At 40.2% G+C, this 18,274-nt stretch carries 15 protein-coding genes, 1 pseudogene and 1 riboswitch; of the genes and pseudogenes, 6 read left to right on the forward strand and 10 right to left on the reverse strand.

Annotation, left to right across the window (positions count from 1 at the left end):
* Positions 1-2: 2 nt before the first annotated feature.
* Entirely contained in the window at positions 3-1,175 is a 1,173-nt protein-coding gene (locus tag NDQ71_RS01365) for an efflux RND transporter periplasmic adaptor subunit (RefSeq protein ID WP_192542717.1), read from the reverse strand.
* A gap of 127 nt (positions 1,176-1,302) precedes the next feature.
* Between NDQ71_RS01365 and NDQ71_RS01370 the strand changes: the two genes are divergently transcribed.
* Positions 1,303-1,566, forward strand: coding sequence for a YkgJ family cysteine cluster protein (locus NDQ71_RS01370; RefSeq protein ID WP_301562119.1), 264 nt, complete (start codon positions 1,303-1,305; stop codon positions 1,564-1,566).
* A 47-nt stretch (positions 1,567-1,613) separates the two neighbouring features.
* Here NDQ71_RS01370 and NDQ71_RS01375 read toward each other — a convergent pair whose 3' ends face one another.
* Positions 1,614-3,470: a TonB-dependent siderophore receptor gene (locus tag NDQ71_RS01375; RefSeq protein ID WP_301562120.1), complete on the reverse strand. Its 1,857-nt coding sequence runs from the start codon at positions 3,468-3,470 to the stop codon at positions 1,614-1,616.
* 183 nt (positions 3,471-3,653) lie between these two features.
* On the opposite strand from NDQ71_RS01375, the gene NDQ71_RS01380 reads away from it, so the two are divergent.
* Positions 3,654-4,169 (forward strand): peptide-methionine (S)-S-oxide reductase, encoded by a 516-nt coding sequence (locus tag NDQ71_RS01380; protein WP_301562121.1) that lies wholly within the window; start codon positions 3,654-3,656, stop codon positions 4,167-4,169.
* Positions 4,170-4,557: 388 nt separating this feature from the next.
* Here the strand turns inward: NDQ71_RS01380 and NDQ71_RS01385 are convergent, their stop codons facing one another.
* From NDQ71_RS01385 to NDQ71_RS01415, 7 genes are all read right to left on the reverse strand, one after another.
* Entirely contained in the window at positions 4,558-4,857 is a 300-nt protein-coding gene (locus NDQ71_RS01385) for a hypothetical protein (protein WP_064666001.1), read from the reverse strand.
* Position 4,858: 1 nt separating this feature from the next.
* The gene (locus NDQ71_RS01390; RefSeq protein ID WP_064666002.1) at positions 4,859-5,734 is read right to left on the reverse strand and encodes an SUMF1/EgtB/PvdO family nonheme iron enzyme; all 876 of its coding nucleotides are present in this window, start codon (positions 5,732-5,734) and stop codon (positions 4,859-4,861) included.
* Positions 5,735-5,754: 20 nt separating this feature from the next.
* Complete coding sequence (locus NDQ71_RS01395) at positions 5,755-6,765, reverse strand: hypothetical protein (RefSeq protein WP_301562122.1); 1,011 nt, start codon at positions 6,763-6,765, stop codon at positions 5,755-5,757.
* A 177-nt stretch (positions 6,766-6,942) separates the two neighbouring features.
* Entirely contained in the window at positions 6,943-7,491 is a 549-nt protein-coding gene (locus tag NDQ71_RS01400; RefSeq protein WP_301562123.1) for a DUF4136 domain-containing protein, read from the reverse strand.
* A 165-nt stretch (positions 7,492-7,656) separates the two neighbouring features.
* Positions 7,657-10,440 carry an ATPase gene (locus tag NDQ71_RS01405; protein ID WP_301562124.1) on the reverse strand — a complete coding sequence of 928 codons (2,784 nt, stop codon included), beginning with the start codon at positions 10,438-10,440 and terminating at the stop codon, positions 7,657-7,659.
* Positions 10,440-10,985: a hypothetical protein gene (locus NDQ71_RS01410; protein WP_064666006.1), complete on the reverse strand. Its 546-nt coding sequence runs from the start codon at positions 10,983-10,985 to the stop codon at positions 10,440-10,442. The genes NDQ71_RS01405 and NDQ71_RS01410 overlap by 1 nt, the downstream gene beginning before the upstream one ends.
* Positions 10,986-10,990: 5 nt before the next feature.
* Positions 10,991-12,286 carry a hypothetical protein gene (locus NDQ71_RS01415; RefSeq protein ID WP_301562125.1) on the reverse strand — a complete coding sequence of 432 codons (1,296 nt, stop codon included), beginning with the start codon at positions 12,284-12,286 and terminating at the stop codon, positions 10,991-10,993.
* 178 nt (positions 12,287-12,464) lie between these two features.
* Here NDQ71_RS01415 and nhaD point away from each other — a divergent pair, with 178 nt between their 5' ends.
* Positions 12,465-13,712, forward strand: coding sequence for a sodium:proton antiporter NhaD (gene nhaD, locus NDQ71_RS01420; protein WP_064666008.1), 1,248 nt, complete (start codon positions 12,465-12,467; stop codon positions 13,710-13,712).
* Between the two features lie 115 nt (positions 13,713-13,827).
* Positions 13,828-13,999: riboswitch (Lysine riboswitch) on the forward strand.
* Between the two features lie 77 nt (positions 14,000-14,076).
* Positions 14,077-15,476, forward strand: a pseudogene (lysC, locus tag NDQ71_RS01425) (lysine-sensitive aspartokinase 3).
* Here lysC and NDQ71_RS01430 read toward each other — a convergent pair.
* Complete coding sequence (locus NDQ71_RS01430; protein ID WP_064666010.1) at positions 15,453-16,199, reverse strand: 4'-phosphopantetheinyl transferase superfamily protein; 747 nt, start codon at positions 16,197-16,199, stop codon at positions 15,453-15,455. The pseudogene lysC and the gene NDQ71_RS01430 overlap by 24 nt on opposite strands.
* Positions 16,200-16,351: 152 nt before the next feature.
* Here NDQ71_RS01430 and NDQ71_RS01435 point away from each other — a divergent pair, with 152 nt between their 5' ends.
* Entirely contained in the window at positions 16,352-17,674 is a 1,323-nt protein-coding gene (locus NDQ71_RS01435) for a sodium-dependent transporter (protein ID WP_064666011.1), read from the forward strand.
* Between the two features lie 56 nt (positions 17,675-17,730).
* Positions 17,731-18,135, forward strand: coding sequence for a biotin/lipoyl-containing protein (locus NDQ71_RS01440; protein WP_301562126.1), 405 nt, complete (start codon positions 17,731-17,733; stop codon positions 18,133-18,135).
* The last annotated feature ends 139 nt before the right edge of the window (positions 18,136-18,274 follow it).

Raw genomic sequence — 18,274 nt, forward strand, 5'->3', positions numbered from 1 at the left:
GCTTATTCCTCTTTCAGCGCAAGTTGCGTTGCACCGACAGGCTTATCAGCGTCATTTAGTTTGACTTGCATGCCTTCGGTTGGAAAATCTAAAGCCGAGGTGATCAGTTGCTCACCATCATCTAAGCCTTGTGACGCGATGATCATGCCATTTTGTTCTCTAATAATATTAAGGGGCTTAAACGACAGCGTTAAATCGTCATTCATTACCGCTATTTTGCCGTTTTTAACTAAGTGATGAGGAACGATAATCGCATTATCTAGTTCACGACCAGCAATGGTGGCATTGATATAAGAGCCAAAGCGCAGTGGTTGCTCACTGGCATAGGGGGTATCAACTTGTGCTACTAAATAACTCATACGGCTTTTTTGATCAATAACGCCTTCACTGCGAACAATTTTAGCCTGCCATGTGGTTGGCTTACCGGCATAGTCTGCACTGATTGTTACATTCGCGCCGATACCACGGTTAGTTAGGTATTGTAATTCTTTATCAGCCACGGGTAGGCGAATTTCAGCGACCAAAGTTGAACTGAGTGCACCAAACTGACTACCTGGGTTAACAACACTGCCTAAACTAATTGCGCGTTCAGAAATAATCGCATCATATGGCGCTTTGATATACGTACGCTCTAAATTACGGTTTGCACGTTTTTCAGCTGCTTGCGCTGCACGGTAGCGGGCGAGTTTCTCTGCTAACTGTGGTTTGCGTAAATAGAGTTGTGAAGGGATCATTTGGTTTGAATCGTCTTTTATTCGGTCCCATTCAGCCTGTGCTACATGTGCTTGTGCGCGTTCAATCTCTAAGTCCGAGCTTGCTTGTGCCAACCCAGCTTGCGCTTCAATTAACGCCGCTTCATAATCATTTGGATCTATTCGTGCTAGAATATCGCCTTGTTTAACAAAACCACCTTGCACAAATTGCTCAGATACAAACACCACTTGACCGCTTACTTGCGCAACCAGTGGGGTGTGATCTTTTGCTTTAACAACACCATACGATTTAACGTCTAAGGTAATTGCATCAAGGTGAACTGGGTTAACAGAGACCAATGGGCGTGTATCTTGTGCTGGCTTTTCTTCCGGCGGTTGTTTCATTGCTGAAAACGCAACCGCTAGACCTACACCCGCGACTAGCACGGCAATAGGTAGAATGATTTGTTTTTTAGTAGCCACAGGGCTTTCCTCATAATTAGGTGACGCTGTCATTATAATGAAGAAAGTGTTTACAAGGCGTATGAAGATGTAACAAGTCATTACACGATTAACATATTGATGAAATAGATCACAAAAAGGGCAGAGTATGAACACATCAACAATGGCATGTCGGCTTGGCTGTGGTGCATGTTGTATTGCACCAAGCATTAGCTCTCCGATCCCAGGTATGCCAAATGGCAAGAAAGCAGGAGAGCGGTGTATTCAATTAGATAACAATAACTTATGTAAACTATTTGGTGATGAACGGCGGCCAAAAGTATGCAGTGACTTTAGTGCAACAATTGATGTATGTGGCACCAGCAACGCACAAGCATTGCAGTTGATCACCGAGCTTGAACACATGACATAAAAAAACCGCATCTTAAAAAAATGCGGTTTTTATACATATTTTTTTATTTACCAACTATAAGTTGCACTCAGAGTGTATTGCTCACCACGTCCAGGTGTGCCGGGGATCTCTTCAAATGATTCGCCCCATAAGTTATCAGCGGCTAGGGTGATAAATAAGTTATCAAGTGCTGATGGGGTTATTTTTAATGTTAAGTGGGTAAATAGCGCTTCGTCATCGCCATTTCTTAATGTATTTTCATGTTGCTTACGCCATTCATTATCTATTCTAAATTCCAGCAAATCCGTCGGTTGCCAAATCGCACCGAGTGTGACGCGGTGATCAGGAAAGTTTAACGCATAAAAACTGGCATCGATATCTGCTGCACCATAACTTTCTGACTTATGCAGATAAGTGTAACTGCTAATAAGTTCAACAGTATCAAAATGCTTAGTTGCTAAAAACTCAATGCCTGCGGTGTCGATATCAACAGCGTTAGCTGCTCGGGCAGAGGTAGAGTCGAAGCTGTAAGTCCAATCAGTCAGGTTGTCATCTTGGCGATAAAAAATGGCTGAATCTAAGCGCCATGTTTGCTGTTCAAGTAATAAACCAAGCTCTAAGTTCTGGGTGGTTTCACGTTCAAGATTATAGTTACTTCTAAATAACCCACCGGATTCACTGCCACCAATAGCTGTGTATCCGGCTACTTGACTTGCCTGTGCAAACGATAAGTACACTGTACGCTCTGTGCCATCATTATTGAGGGTATTCCAAGCAAGGTCGCCAAGCAGCGAGAATTGCGAGTCGTCTCTGTTGGTATCGTCAAAAGCGGCGCCTAAACGAATAGTCAGTAATTGGTTAGTATCAATCGCAGTTTTGTATTCTGGTAACACGCTGAGTTTATAATAATTACGCGAGGTAAAGTTATTCTCAAGGGTGGTCGATTCAATTGCATCTTCCATGTATTGCGCTGAGTAATTGATTGCAAACGATGCATTATTACTATGGCGACCAGATAGGGCGAGAGCTTTAACTTCTGTTTCATGAAACGCTTCAAATGCACTGGGGTTTTCACGAGAGTAAATATAATGGTCGTTATTTTTACGATAATAAGCGGATACTTCAAAAGAGCTCTGGTTTGCATAACCTTGTTTATGATTAAGCATCAGTAATTGTGTATCAAGATCTTCGGTTTCGTTTACCCCAAATGGCGTGTACAAGTTTGGCCAACCAAAAAACTTTTGCTGTGAGCCGTAAAATAAATCTGTTTGCGATTGCGGACCAGTTAATTGCACGCGGCCAGAGGCACGGGTAAAGTCATGATCGCCGTTGTCTATGGTGCCGTCACTTTGTGAGTGCGCATAGTCACCTTGAAAACCTAACTGCCAATCAGGCTTGCCTGCAAGTGGCACATTGAGCCCTGCATTGATGCTTTGTAAATTAAAATCGTTATTACCCGTGCCTAATGACGCACTGCCGCCAGTATTTATTGGCGTCCAACCAAACGATACTGTACCAACTGAGCTATTCACACCATAGAGTGCATTATCAACGCCAGTAAAAATATCAGCGGTATCGAGCATCTGTGGTGCAATCGGAATTTCAGCAAAGTAATGGCCTGATTGAGGATCGAATAAGGTAGCACTGCCAACCCGAAAACCGGTGTTTTCAAAAATGCCGCCGCGAATAGTGACATCCGCTTGCGCTTCAGCCATATTGCGCGACTGCAGATCAATACGCGGGTCGTATTCTAAATTTGAGATGGGTGCGGCAAAGGTGCCAACAGGTTCATTATTTGCAGTGGCTGACACTTTTACTGTAATTTGTTCTATGTTGTCAGTGTTATTTTTTTCATCAGCCGCAAGTGCTGTGGTTGATAAACTGCAAAAAATAGCAGGTAGGACTAGTGGTACTGTTTTTATCACTTTAAAATCTCTTTACGCTTTTATGTATACTGTGCGATAGCTATTGTTTTTAAGTATTGCCCCATGAGCGAACACGCAATAACAGCGTACTATCTGAATAGGGCGCTATTGTACATTAATTCGTAAAATTGCCTATTAATGGCCCATTTTTAACTTACTTTGATGTGATTGAGGTCTCAATAGATGAATATACAACACGATAATAATCTTAATTTAGACAGTGTTTATTTTGCTGGCGGTTGCTTGTGGGGTGTACAAGAGTTTATCAAGCATTTACCGGGTGTAGTAAGCACAGAAGCAGGGCGTGCCAATGGCACCAGTAACAATACCGCGGGTGAATATGACGGTTATGCTGAATGTGTGCAGGTGGTTTTTGATACCGATAAAGTGGCGTTGAACACCTTGATCAGCTATTTCTTTGAAATTATTGACCCTTACAGTATTAACAAGCAAGGCGATGACGTAGGAGAAAAATACCGTACGGCCATTTACAGTAAGCAGCCAGCGCATCTAAACATAGCGAAAGACTTTATTAGCACTCGTGATGATGCAGACAAAATAGTGGTTGAAGTACTGCCGTTGACAAATTACGTAGCAAGCGATCCAGAGCACCAAGACCGACTAACTAATCATCCAGATGATTACTGTCATATACCACTGGAGTTATTACATAAGTATAAGAAACAGCAAAATAAATAATAGTGTATTTAAATAAAAAAGTGCTAATGGCTTATAAGGTGAGAGTCAAACTTTGTCGTATTTATTCCCCTTTTTAGATTTTCTAGCGTTTTTTTTCTTTCGAGGAAACATATCCCTAAAAAGATAGGGCACAGCTAAAAAGTAGATCCCAGTTCCTAAATAAATAAAAAGATAAAAAAGATAAGTAAATGGCGACGTTGAAAAAAAATAAACGTCAGGTTCGACCCTGTAATCTGTTGGAGTCAGAATATATCCGTCAAATATAAATTTTATCGAAAATATAATAGATAAGAGGCCTATAGCCAAAAATACTAAAGAGAATGCGATTTTATTCAATAGCATTCTCGTATCACTGATATTTACAAGTTTTACTTTTGGTTTCTTTTTTTTATTTTTTGATTGCTTCATTTTTACCAAAAAAAGTAATAATTACTGATACCAATATTCCTACAAAACCAATGCTTGAAAAAAACAGACTGAATTCACTTTTAATATTGAAAATATTTAATAAGCTAGTTATTAACAATAGAAAAACACCAATAATTTTTATAATCGTTAGTGTTTTATTCAAACAAAACCATTCTTGACAAGAGGGACATTGTTTTTCAATAAAAATACTATTCTTGTTAATGTCTTTTATATCTTTAGCTGTAATCTTACTTTTACAATGAGGGCACGTTACTTTCATTTTATTCCTTTAATTCGCCTTTATTTATTTCTCTTAATACTCTAAAGCCGATTTCGTATCCTCGAACATTTTTTGGAATACTCATTCTTTGCGAGTGATGAACATGAGGCTGTGGCATCATCCAGTTAGCTCCTTTTGCGATTATTTGAGTACAAGCACCTATATTATTTGTAGCCGCAGTACCTAATGTATTATCGTGACTGTTTAAATAACATTCATCAACCCATTCTGATACATTTGAAGTTACATCATATAAACCAAAAGGATTTGCTTTTAATATGCCTACTTGCCAAGGATGTCCTTTATCAGTACCTTTTGGGCAGCCTCCTAGATCTCTATCGCAGTGGTCTATGCCTTGCTTGTACTCATTACCCCACCAAAATTTACTATCTGTTCCAGCTCGAGCAGCGTATTCCCATTCAACTTCGCTAGGTAAGCGATAAATATTGCCAGTCTCTTTGCTTAGCCACTTTGTGTACGCGACTGCATCGAACCAAGAAATATTTACCACAGGTTGTTTACCACGTCCCCAGCCTTCATCGTTAGGGCACGAACGTATTCCGGTTTTACAAAATTTATCATATTGCTCAAACGTTACTTCAGTTTCACTTAATGAATAAGGAGACTCTATTTTTGCTTTAAATATAGGGGCTTCATTTTGAAATGAACGAAAATTTTCTCCGCCTATAGTGCCAACTCCAGCCGGAATTATTACCATTTTTGGAGATTTTTCACCATTGGTTAGTTTGTCTTGAATATAAACAACCTTATGGTTAGTGAGTTTTAAACTAGACCAACTAAGATTAAAAAAACCAACGAATATTCCCATCAAAATTATAGATACAAAAAAATATTTAATTTTCAATTTAGATAACATGTTTTACTCATAAATAAAATTTAAGAAGTGGTAATACCAATAACAAAACTTGCTGATTTTTTAGTATTCTCAGGCAAGGTGCGAGCACTTCCATATATTGTAGCTGCAGTTCCAACGCCAGTTGCCATTGATGATCGAGTTAAAAAAGCTTTATAAAAAGAACTTCTTATTAATCGCTGGACTTGTGCTTGGGTGTAAACTTTGGTTGCTTTAGTACCGTCATCTAAAAGAGTTTGACCTCTCAGAACTTGTTTTAAGAGTTTTTGATTATTAATTAACTTTTTGTTGTTAAGCTTTAAAATTTCGACAGCAAGCTTTTTACGGTTTTCACGAGTCATCCCTTTATACATTTTTAATAACTTATTCTGTCCTAGCGCTTTATTTTGACTAAACTTAACTAACAATGAACCAGCCTCTAATCCTGCTTTAGTTAAATCGGCAACTTGAATGACATCTAAAGTAACCATCAAAGTTGAAAAAGTAGGAGATGCATCAAGCCATTGGTTGTATTCTGCATTACCACTTAAATGGTTAAATACACGCCCAGTACCAACTCCACATTGAAAAGTTGCAGCGGTAGTTGATGTCAATGTTAATGGAATTGCAGCCCATGTAGCGCCAAGGCTTGCAGCTCCTCCCCCCATCTCGGCGAACACTAATACCCAACCTGAAGCAGCGCCAGCGCATGAAACAAAAGCATTGAAAGATTCACCGTATAACGAAGAATTAATCTTATCTATTCTTTGTTCGGCCTTCATTTGTTTAGGGAATACAAATTCGCGGATATAAATATTTTTTCTGTCTGCTCTACAGCTTACTCTTAGCACTTTGCGGTTGTAGTGGCTACTTGGATTTACAAGTAAACTACCTGGGTTTACTGAAAGTTTAGCAATACTATCTTTCTCAGCTTCAAAAATTACACCTGCGTGTCTAAATTCTGGATCTGAGTCAAGGGAAGCGTACATTTCTCGGAGTACATCTTTTGGGAATAGCTTTTGAATTTTAAGTACGAAAGTAGGGTCTAATGACATATTATTTATTCCTTTAAATATTTCCGATAATCTAACATATTTTATTTGTTATTTAAATTTCTTTTGTTTTGAATTGAGATTCTGGAATTATTAAATGTTATTTAAAAACAATATTAGACTGATTTACTAACAAAAAAGCTCACTAAAAAGTGAGCTTTTAAAACTATTTATAGCAGATTATTTTGCTAGTTTTTCCGGCGGGAAGCCAGAAAGAATAGTCGCAACAGCATCTTTTACTGCTTCGTTACGCTCTGCAGGAGATTGCTTTTTCTGTAAACGGCCTTCACGGGCACCACGCCATACTAGCTTGTTAGAAGCACGATCAACAACATCAAGGACCAACGTGCCTACATCGTATTCGCGAGTCGTTGTTTGTGTGTTGTAACCCATACCCCAATAGTTCCAGCTCGCACCGTAACCTACGTTAAATGTATCAACGTCAATTTTAGTATCTACAGACGCATGGTAGTTAAGTAATACGTCAGCGGCAGATAAATCAACAAGTGACATGCCTTGTGCTTGTAACTGGGTGTTAACCGCTTCGCGAACACGTTGTTCCATTAACGGACTAATTTGGTAGTTACCTGCATTTGCAAGCGTTGCTTGTGGTAACCAAGCAAATGTTTTGTAGTTACTAAAATCAACCGATTTATCGTAATCAACATCAGGTGTTTTTGCACATGCTGCCAGCATAAGCACAGCTACAGCAATTAGTAAGTTCTTCATGGTGTTTGCTCCTTGGCAAATTTAAGCTCTATTCATTTGATAACATAACATAAAAATAATTCAACGGAATGACATTTTTTACCTATTATCTGCAATTTGCTGGTTTATTACTCAGTTTAGTCGCTCATGGCTGAATGATAAATTAATTTATTAATTAATATATAGCTAAGCTTGTTCATGCTCTACTTCTATCCAATCTTTTTCATCAACCCAGTTTTGCGCACCGTCTTTCACCGAGCGGATCGGCACGATATAGTCACAACTAATTTGTGGCTTAACAGAGGCGAATATTGGCACAAAACCAAAGCTCAATGCCGTTTCAATAATCGCTTTTTGATTTTGCGGGTCGATATCGGCCGCTTCATCAATATAAATTGGAATACGGTATAAGTTTTGTTCTTGGTCACTTAATAAATAGCGGATAAATAGCATACCGCATAATAATTTAATGGTGATCCGCGTACCATTTGAACCAGCTGAATCAATTTTTTCAAAGTGCTCAGTTTCGCCAGCGCGATTAACCACTTCAAAACGAATATCAAATAAGTCAGTTAAGGTTAAACCAGCTTTGTCGGAGGCGAGTTTAATTAAGTGATCTTTGGCTTCGTTTACAGCACTTTCGCTGTACGGTTCTTGGCTTAGTAAATCAAGCGTGTCGCCTTGCTCAAACTGATTTGACGTACTGATGATGGTATCAATACTATCCACTAACATCTTGCGTGGGATCACGTTAATTTTAAACGCTTGCAGGTTAGATATACGGTGCTGACTAATACCTTTGTTAAAGCTGTTCATCTCACGGCGCAGGCGGTCTAAATCTTCCCGCAGGCCTTTGATCGTGGCGGCTACTTCAGTCAATGCAACACGGGCTTGGCGTTCAACCGCATCGCGTTCGTTATCAATATTATGAAACGCGCTAATAAGTTTTTGATATTTACTAAACTCGTCGTTTTCGTTATCAAATTTAGTAATACCGGCATTATAAATATGCAAATAGGTATTACGTACGTTGATATCAAAATTACGTAGCTCTTGGCAGTCTTTATTAAAGTGGTGTACTAAATCGCTGAGATTATCAAAGTCGATTTGAATATCAATCATATACGGGGTGACTTTACCGCTGTATAAATCGAGGGTATGGTCAATGCGCTCCGATTTAACTTGGCGTAGGCGATCGGCTTGGCGTGAAATCAGATCTTTTTTCGATTTAATGATCGAGCGTCTATCACTAATTGAGCCGCTGTTATTTTGAATATCTTGCAGGTAGCTATCAACTTGCTCGCGCTCAGCTAATAACTGCTCTTTTAACAGCGCCTGCGCATCATTTGATTGCAACATAGTTTGGTATTGTTCAAAGCGCTTTAATGCGCTTTCTGCTGCCATTAGTTCATCATATAACGCATCTTTTTCTTTTTGCTTTTCGGCCACATTTGCCGCTACGTCACGCTGTTGCTTGAACTCATTGAGTGACTGTTCAAGGGCGTTGAGTTGCGCAGTAAGTTGCTCTTTATTTTCACCGCTTTGCATTTGCACTGGTGACAGCTTTTTCAATTTAATAGTCGCGCCGGGCAGGGTGAGTACGCCGCCTTTCACGTTATCTGATAATTGTTCTAAAAATGCACCAAAGGCATCTTCGTCAGTAATATCAATATCACCATTACTGGTGGTGGCAAATGAGAGAATATCAGGGTTTAAAATACGCGAAATTTCTTCCACTTCTTTGAGCGATAAATCCTCGCGCATGCGAGTAAACAAATTAAACTCAAGGTTTTTAAGTTGCAGCTTTAAGCTCTTAATTTGTTTTTGCGTTTCACTAATACGGTAATCAAGGGTATGTAAACTTTGCCCTTGGGCACTGTTGATAGAATGCGATAGTGACTCGTAATCTTGCTTTAATTGCCCAAGGCTGACTTTTAAAGTCGCTAAGTTAACCAGTTCAAATTCAGATTTAAGCGCGCCGAAGTCTAAAAACCATTGCTCAATTTGCGTTTGTCTGCGTTCAATATCACGTGATTGCTGGACATAGAGTTGTTGTTTTTGCTCAAACTCGTGTTTTTCGTGCTCAATATCTTCAAGGGCAATATTAAGCTCGCTCAATTGCGCTTCTTGATAAGTATCAAAGTCAATTAAGGCTTGGTCAATTTTAGGCGCGTAGGCGGCAAGTTTGCCCTTGAGTACTGTTTGATTGTCAAGCATTGATTCAAGCGCACTAATTGGCTCTTGCATTGATTCAAGGGCTTTTAATTCTCGCTTTGCACGATTTACTTTATCAAAAGAGCGTCGCCATACTTCATAAAAGTCGACCTTAGAGTTTGACATATGACGTTCAAACACGCGCAACATAAAGCGTTTTACATCAGCGGCACCGAGTTTATGCAAGTTCAAAATACGGCGAAAAATCTCTTTATAAATCGCCGAATCTTGTACGTTATTGAGCGGGATCATTTTTAGATTGATATCGCCATCAAACGGGGTAGCGCCACCTGTAAGCAGGGCATTTAACTCTTGGGCTTTAAGTTCAATTGGGTTAAAACCTTGCTCTTTTAAATGGTTAAATAGCTTTGTGAACTTAATGATGGTTTTGCCTTGCGTATACTGCTCAAGGTCGAGTTTACCTTGGTAACAAAAAAACTGATGTGCATAACCGGCAATCTTGCCAAGACCTGCCACACCAATTACCACAGGGCCATTGGGAAGGTCTGCTTCAAGTAAAATATAGGATTGATCGGAGGCAAAATAAAACTTACGAGTTTCGTCTAAATCATGGCCGTCCCATTCGGTAAGGCGCAAATCGTTAATAAGTGGAAACTGCAGGGCGTTTATTACCGAGCTTTTACCTGTGTTGTTAGGCGCACAAATTGAGCTGCTTTTATCCAGCGGGATCACGCATTTGGCATAGCCTGCGGTATTTAATAATGCCAGCTTACTGAGGCCGTATAGGTTTTTCATTATTCGTCCTCTCCAATATAGGTTTCTTCGTTTACTTCCATTAGCGCATCAATATAACGGTAAATAGGCGCTTGCAGCATAAAGCCATTTTCTACTTCTCGGCAGAGGCCTAAACGTACCATGCGTAAGTACACGTCTTTGCGTAAATCAGAGCCAGAGAAAATTTCGAGCTGATCAAACAAGTGTTTGTTCATTTGCACTAGCGTTTGCATCAGTTCTAAATCGTTTACTTCGTCAAATAAGGCGCGCATTGGATCTTTACCTGAGTTGGCGTAATGCTCAATAAGAATATAAACCGTTAAGGCAATCGCACGGGAGATTTTGCCCATATTGGGTGTACTTTCATCACTGGCAAAGTAATAAAAACCACGGCTGTCGTGTTGTAAATCGTGGCCCAGCGCATTAAACAAGGCACGGTAGGCATCAATTTGTTGATCAAGCTCTTGCCACATTACAGTATCTTGCTCGCTAATATGATAGCCGGTGACTAATTTTTTATTAATCGCTTGTAGATGGCTCAATTCGTCTAAGTTTATCTGTGTCATAACGGTTACTCATTCCCTGTTGAAGATTGCGCTGAGGCAACAGGTTTAGAATCAAATGGTTTTGTATTAAAAGGGAAAAGTGAGAAATGTTGCCCTGCGATTTTCACCCGCATTTTTTCATCACTTTGATTGATTTCAAGCTCAGTGTCGCTGACTAGTTTTTGATATAAAAACAGCATTTCGTCGGCTTCAAGGTCGGGGTAGCTTTCCCCTAAAAAGCTCAATAATGGCAGGGGCTTTTTACGCTTCGCATTGAAGCGCTTTTTAAAGTTCGCTTTCACATTGTTGTAATCTGGAATATTGGGGGTAACAAAAGCGGGCACGTCTTGTTGGTCGGGAAGTTCGTATTCACTGTGTTCAAACTCAACCAGTGCAGCCATATAAGCCACCATGTGACGTTGTTGCCCCAATGAGAACCGCTGTGTGTCAGAGACAAAATGTGGTTGTACGCTGCTGAGCATATTATCAACACCATTTTTACGGACTAAACCAAGCACTTTAGCTGCTTGACGAGTGATCATATTATTACGGCGCAACTCTTCACGCAGTGGCATCAGCATATCAGCACTTTTACGTAAGCTTTCACGGCCAACTAAGTGCATTTCTAATATACGAGTACGTAATCGTTCCAGCATACGTTTATCTTGATACGCTTTACCGCTGCGCTCGATATACTCAATTTGCGTACTTATTTGCGCCTCGATGATATTAAAACAAGCATGAAAATCGCCACGAATATCCACCATTTCCAGCATCGGCTCTATGTATTCATCAAAGGCTTCAATAACGGCTTTGTAGCGTTTTTGCAGCGATTGTACTGCATTGTTAGCTTTTGCTTGTTCAACGATATTTAAAATAGCATTTTCGTTGTGGGCAAAGAGCTTCATTATTTTGCGCACCCGATCATCCATAATACGACTAAAACGGCGCATTTCGTCGTAGTCTTCAATACTGCCTGCGTTATCTAAACGATTGCCCAAGCGAGCTAAATCGTCTACCAATACACTAATTTCTTGGGCTAAACCGAGATGTTCTTCTTGTAATAAAAAAGTGGCAAAATCAGCAATCGCGCGATTAATTTCAAGCTGCGACGACTTAGCCAAAGGAATAATAATATCTTGGTTTAAAAGGCGGTTGGTCTCTTTGTATATACGCTCATTTGACCACGTTGGCTGTTTTTGTTTGATCGTATTTTGTACGTCTTTTAAGCTGAAATCAGCCATCTTAAAACGTTTAAATAGCAGTTCTAACATTCCCCAATGCTCTGTGAGGGTATTTAGTAACTTTTTAGCTGGGATCATAAAGCTCCAGTAACTCTAATTAATACTGTATAGCCTAGGTACAGACTATCAGCGATTTGTCTTATAAAAGTGAATTTGCAATAGTTTTACACAGTCTTTGGTGCTAGACTGTGCGCCGTGTCGTCCTGCGGCATATAGCATACAATTTTTACATTTTTATAAAGGTTGTTCAAACACCATGGTATCTGCAATTATCCTAACCCTGATAACGCTTGCATTTGTGCTCATCGTTATAGAGGATATTATCCATGTAAACAAGGCCAAAACCACGCTTTTCTTTGGTACTTTATGCTGGATTATCTTATTTATCTCGCCGCTCAACGGGCAAAGCCCCGAAAACATACAACATCAACTTGATCACAATATTTTAGAGATTGCCACACTCTGGTTGTTTTTAATGGCTGCCATGACCTTTGTTGCCTATTTAAACTCCAAAGGTTTTATCCAAAATATTGTGCACAGAGTCATGCCAAGTGCAATAAGCGAACGCAAACTGATGTTTTTGATTGGTGGATTCTCCTTCTTATTTTCGTCGATTTCAGACAATATCACAGCCACATTGATTTCGCTTGCGGTGGTGATGTCGTTAAAACTCGATCCGAAAAAGCTAATTAAATACGCCACATTAATTATTTTTAGCGTTAACTCCGGTGGTGTGTCTTTGATCACCGGTGATGTGACGACATTAATGATTTTCCTTGATGGAAAAGTCAGTATTGCTAACTTGTTATTGTTAGTTGTGCCTGCACTGGCAAGTGTAGCACTGCTGGCGATCATGTTGTCGTTTGGCTTAAATGGTGCTGTTGAGTTTACTAAACAAGAAGAGCGCCGCATTGAAAAAACCGATATTACAATTGCAGTTATTTTCTTATCAACTATTTTCGCTACGCTAACACTCAGTGTGCTTTATCATGTGCCGCCGTTGTTAACTTTCTTATTTGGGTTGTCATTAATGTTTTTAGTGGCGCAATTTTTAATGCGCAAAAAAGACGTGAATAAAAAAATTATCGATTATATTCGTGAAATCGAATACGACACTTTATTGTTCTTCGTTGGCGTATTATTACTTGTAGGGGCTTTAAAAGAAGTAGGCATGCTAAGTAAGTTCACGCATCTTTATGAACTAATGCCAGCGCAATATGCTAACTACTTAATGGGTATTTTGTCAGCCGCGGTTGATAACGTACCACTGACGGCCGCTCTGCTTAAAGCTGAAATCGTGATGAGCCCCCAGCAATGGCTATCGTTTACTTATGCAACTGGGGTAGGTGGTTCAATGCTAATCATCGGCTCGGCGGCAGGCATTATTGCCATGAGTAAAGTTAAAGCGCTTACCTTTATGAGCTATTTACGTATGTCGGTGTATTTATTAATAGCGTATACAATCGGTTATATTGGGTCGTATTTAGCAGGTAGTTTTATTTAATAGTCTTTATTATTTAAAACAACTTGACAGCTAGACGTCTAAACGATAACTTTCAAAGCCCACTTTATGTGGGCTTTGTTATTTTAATTGGTAATTATAGAATGCAATTAATCTAACATTCAGAAGAGGTGCGGTATTTAGGTACTTAATGTGAGGCGACGACTGCCAACGACCATTAAGGAGGGAAATATTCGCCGAGAAAAACAACTGCGCGTCACAGTGGTTTTTCGGTTTATGGGGCTGAATCCTCAAAACTGTCACCAATTAGGTGGAGAGCTTCTGGCAGTGGACTTTTCTTATCGAGCACCCCCTTGCCAAGTTCTTCTTGTTTTATCGTGGTATGAACGCCACAAAAGGAGACGACATGAATACCCAATTAGCTGCTAATAACGTGCAACAGTCAGCGAAAAATCAAAAATCAGAGATAGTTGTAGCAAAATTTGGTGGCACCAGCGTCGCTAATTTTGAAGCTATGAGCCGTTGCAGTGAAATTATTGTAGCCGATAACAATGTACGGGTAGTGGCGGTTAGTGCCAGTGCAGGTGTTACCAACCACCTAGTTACCTTGTGTAAAAAAGAGATTTCAAGTGATGAGCGCGTTGAAAATATTGCCGGCGTAATAGCTATTCAAGACGCCATTTTAAATGAGCTTTCACTTGATGCTGATTTAGCCCATGGCTTTGAAGAAACAATTAAAGCATTTAAAGCCTTGGCGAGCGAGCCATTAAAAACAAAGCAGCAACATGATGAGCTACTAAGCTTTGGTGAGCGCTTATCGTCGTATTTATTTACCCAAGTACTGCGTTTAAATGGTTTAGATGCGGTACGTTTTGATGTACGCCAAGTGCTTAAAACGGATAGCCAGTTTTCTAAAGCAACACCAGATGTGGCAGCCACAGCAGCAGCGGCAAAAGAGCACTTGATGCCACTTTTAAAAGAACATGTAGTAGTAACGCAAGGCTTTATTGGCAGTGACGCGCATGGACAAACCACCACCTTAGGGCGAGGTGGCTCAGATTACAGTGCGGCATTACTTGCAGAAGCAGTAAACGCTAAGAGTGTACATATTTGGACTGACGTTGTGGGTATTTTTAGTACTGATCCGCGTTTATGTGTAAAAGCCACGCCGATTGCTCGTTTAAGTTTTGATGAAGCGGCAGAAATGGCGACCTTTGGCGCTAAAGTTTTACACCCGGCGACTATTTTACCGGCCAGCCGCAGCCACATCAGTGTTTTTGTTGGCTCAAGCCGTGAACCAGAGCGTGGTGGCACTTGGATCGAACGTGAAAAATCACAAGTACCAGGTATTCGTGCGGTAACGCAACGTAAAAACCAAATTTTATTAACGCTTAAAAGCCCAGAAATGCTATTGGCGAGTGGCTTTTTAGCCCGCGTGTTTGCAATTTTAAGTGAGTTTAATATCTCCGTTGATTTAGTGACGACCTCTGAGATCAGTGTGGCAATTACGTTAGATAATGCACCTAATGCGTCGCGTCCTGAGCTTGATCAAGAGTGTTTAGACAAACTTGCAGAGTTTTGCCATGTATCGGTTGAAAACAATTTAACCTTAGTGGCGCTGATTGGTTCTGAAATTCAGTTGCGTCAGCAGCAAGTTAATTTAATGCAGGTATTAAGTGATTTTAATATCCGTCTAATTTGCCACGGCGCAAGCACAACTTGTGCTTTTTGGTAGAACAAAGTGAATCGGACTTAGTAGTACAAGCTATTCACAGCCGTTTGTTAGAAGCCCAACACGCCGCGTAACTGCGAAATAGAATTCACCACAGAGCACTGCCAGTCAGTGCTCTTGTCACTTACTACACTAATATCAAATTCATTATATTGGCAGCTCAGCGCTGCTAAATTTGCTTGCGTCAGCTCAGTAAATACATTGGGGCTTAATAGTTTTGCAATGGGTCGAGAAGTGGCTTTCGCCAGCGCTTCTTTTAAAGTCCAAATTCTAAAAAAACGCTCAGCGCTTTGCTGTTGGCTTTGCGTAATTAAATTTACTTCATCTTGATGATAAAAATGCTTAGCGAGTTTTACAAACGGGCGTTGTACACTTATTTTTTCAATATCAAAACCAAACTCAGCCTGCTCTATGTTCAGCGCCGCACCGACAAAGCCATTCGAGTGTGACAAACAACTGCTAAACACCGTTTCGCTGCCGGTTATGTGAATGAGTAACTTGCTGCTTTGCTCGTCAAATTCAGAACTGATCTGATTTGCGGTTAAATGGCTAAACTGCGCTGAACTTTGCTTTACCAAATACTTAAGTAATAGCCGAGTAGCTAAATATTCTTGCTTGGCTTTGATACTTTTGCGCCGTGTAATTACCGCCAGCTCAAAAGGGCTTAAAAGTGCGTGTAAATCAAATTCATCAACATTTAACTGCTGGGCATCAAATAACAATACAGTATTTGTATTGAGTAAGTGTTCGCGGTACTGGTTGATAACTAATCGCTGTTGAAAAAATAAGCCTGGCATAAAATCCACAATTAAGGTGATAAAAGAACAAATATGTTTATATTTTGTGCGGTTGCGCTCTGGTTAATTAAGCCAAGGCAAATTTATTACTCAGTGACTGTGAAATATGGTTTAATTCACAATAATGAAAAATAATAACAGATTGTAGATGTATGGCACAATTGCGTGATGGTTTTCAAAGCCGCCTTGGCTTTGTTTTAGCAGCTTCTGGCGCTGCGGTTGGATTAGGTAATATTTGGGGGTTTCCTACGCAAGCGGCCAATCATGGCGGTGGTGCGTTTTTACTGGTTTACTTTATTGTTATCTTTTTACTGGCCTTACCCGCGTTATATACTGAATTATATTTAGGTCACCAAGCACAAGCGAACCCAGTTAAAGCCCTTAAAAATGCATGGCAACAGCAAGCACCTAATGTTGGAGCTGCCGCTGGCTACTTAGGTTTAGTGGGCGCTATCGTGATGTTGAGCTTTTATTCAATCGTCGCAGGCTGGATGTTGGCTTATGCGCTTGAACCAATAAGCACTTTTTTCGGCTTCACTGAGCTAAGCCAATTTTTACAAACGGATTCTGTGGCGCGTAATTTTATATTTACGCCATTGATGCTAATACTGACTGCCAGCATTATTCTCAAAGGGGTGAAGTCAGGTATTGAAACCTGGTCACGCCGCTTAATGCCGATGTTACTGGTACTGCTGGTCGGTTTAATTGCCTACATAGCAACGCTTGATGGTGCCAACGAAGGCTTTGCTGCCTACTTAGTGCCAGACTTTAGCCAAATACTCGACCCTGGTTTAATTATTGCGGCAATGGGGCAAGCATTCTTTTCTTTGTCACTGGGTGTGGGCTGCATGATGATTTATGGCTCGTATTTGCAGCCTGATGCTAATTTACCACGCTTAACGGCCTCGGTTGCTTTACTTGATACTGGGGTGGCATTTTTAGCGGGCTTATTAATTATTCCAGCTATTTATGTAGCACAACATAATGGTGTGCAAGTGTTTAGCGACGGTAAGTTGATTGGGGAAGGGCAACTGATATTTGCTATTTTACCGCAGTTATTTAATACCATGGGTGAAATTGGCTTAGTGGTTGGTTTATTGTTTTTTGTATTAATGTCGATAGCCTCTTTAACGTCAACAATATCGTCTACCGAAATACCGGTGGCTTTTTTAGTTGAAAACCATCAAGTAGAGCGTAAAAAGGCCACCTTATTGGTCAGTTTAACAGTCCTTGCTGCCTCATCATTGATAATTGTTAACTTTGATTGGCTATTTGGTTTAGTGATCATGGTACTTACTCAGTATCAATTACCTTTAATGGGCTTATTTTACTTTATTACAGTAGGCTGGTTATGGCGCCGAGGTAATCAACTTCATGAAGCATCATCTGGCGTGCGTTTTTGGTTTGCACAGTACATACGGTTTGTATGCCCGGTACTGATGACCGCTGTATTTGCTAATGTAGCGTTTGGTTGATAGTTTAGCTGTCAGTTTTAAGTGTTAATACATAGTGTTATATCCAAGGAGGAATTATGAACATAGATGTGAAAGTACCGGCCTTTCCAGACTCAATACGCACAGCAGACATCGCTAAGCTTTATGTTAGCGAAGGTCAGCTAGTTTATGCTGGTGATGTGTTATTTGATGTTGAAACTGAAAAAGTCGTTTTAGAAGTCATGGCCGACTGCAGTGGCATTATTGAGAATATAACGATTGCAAATGGCGATCCTGTTAACTCTGAGCAAGTTGTAATGACTGTAAAGCAGCTTGCCGATAGCGAAATGCCAGCACGTCCGACAGCTCAACAGCCTCAACCGCGAGTAAACGACTCAGAAAATGACTTTATTGTTTCTCCTTGGTTGAGTAAACTAAATAAAAGTTTAATTATTGCGCTAGCAGTCGGCGCTTTAGCTATCCTTTTTGTGCTGGGTAACTAGCTGCTATGGCCAATTATGTAAACCACCCAAAATATGGCAGCGAGCCAATCGTCTCTGGTAATAGTTATACAAAGCAAGAAATCGACAATGCCCATTGGCGATATGCAAGTTCGAAACAAAGATGACACCCATCCTAAAG

The sequence above is a fragment of the Pseudoalteromonas sp. KG3 genome, from assembly GCF_030436385.1.
GTDB classification, from domain to species: domain Bacteria; phylum Pseudomonadota; class Gammaproteobacteria; order Enterobacterales; family Alteromonadaceae; genus Pseudoalteromonas; species Pseudoalteromonas prydzensis.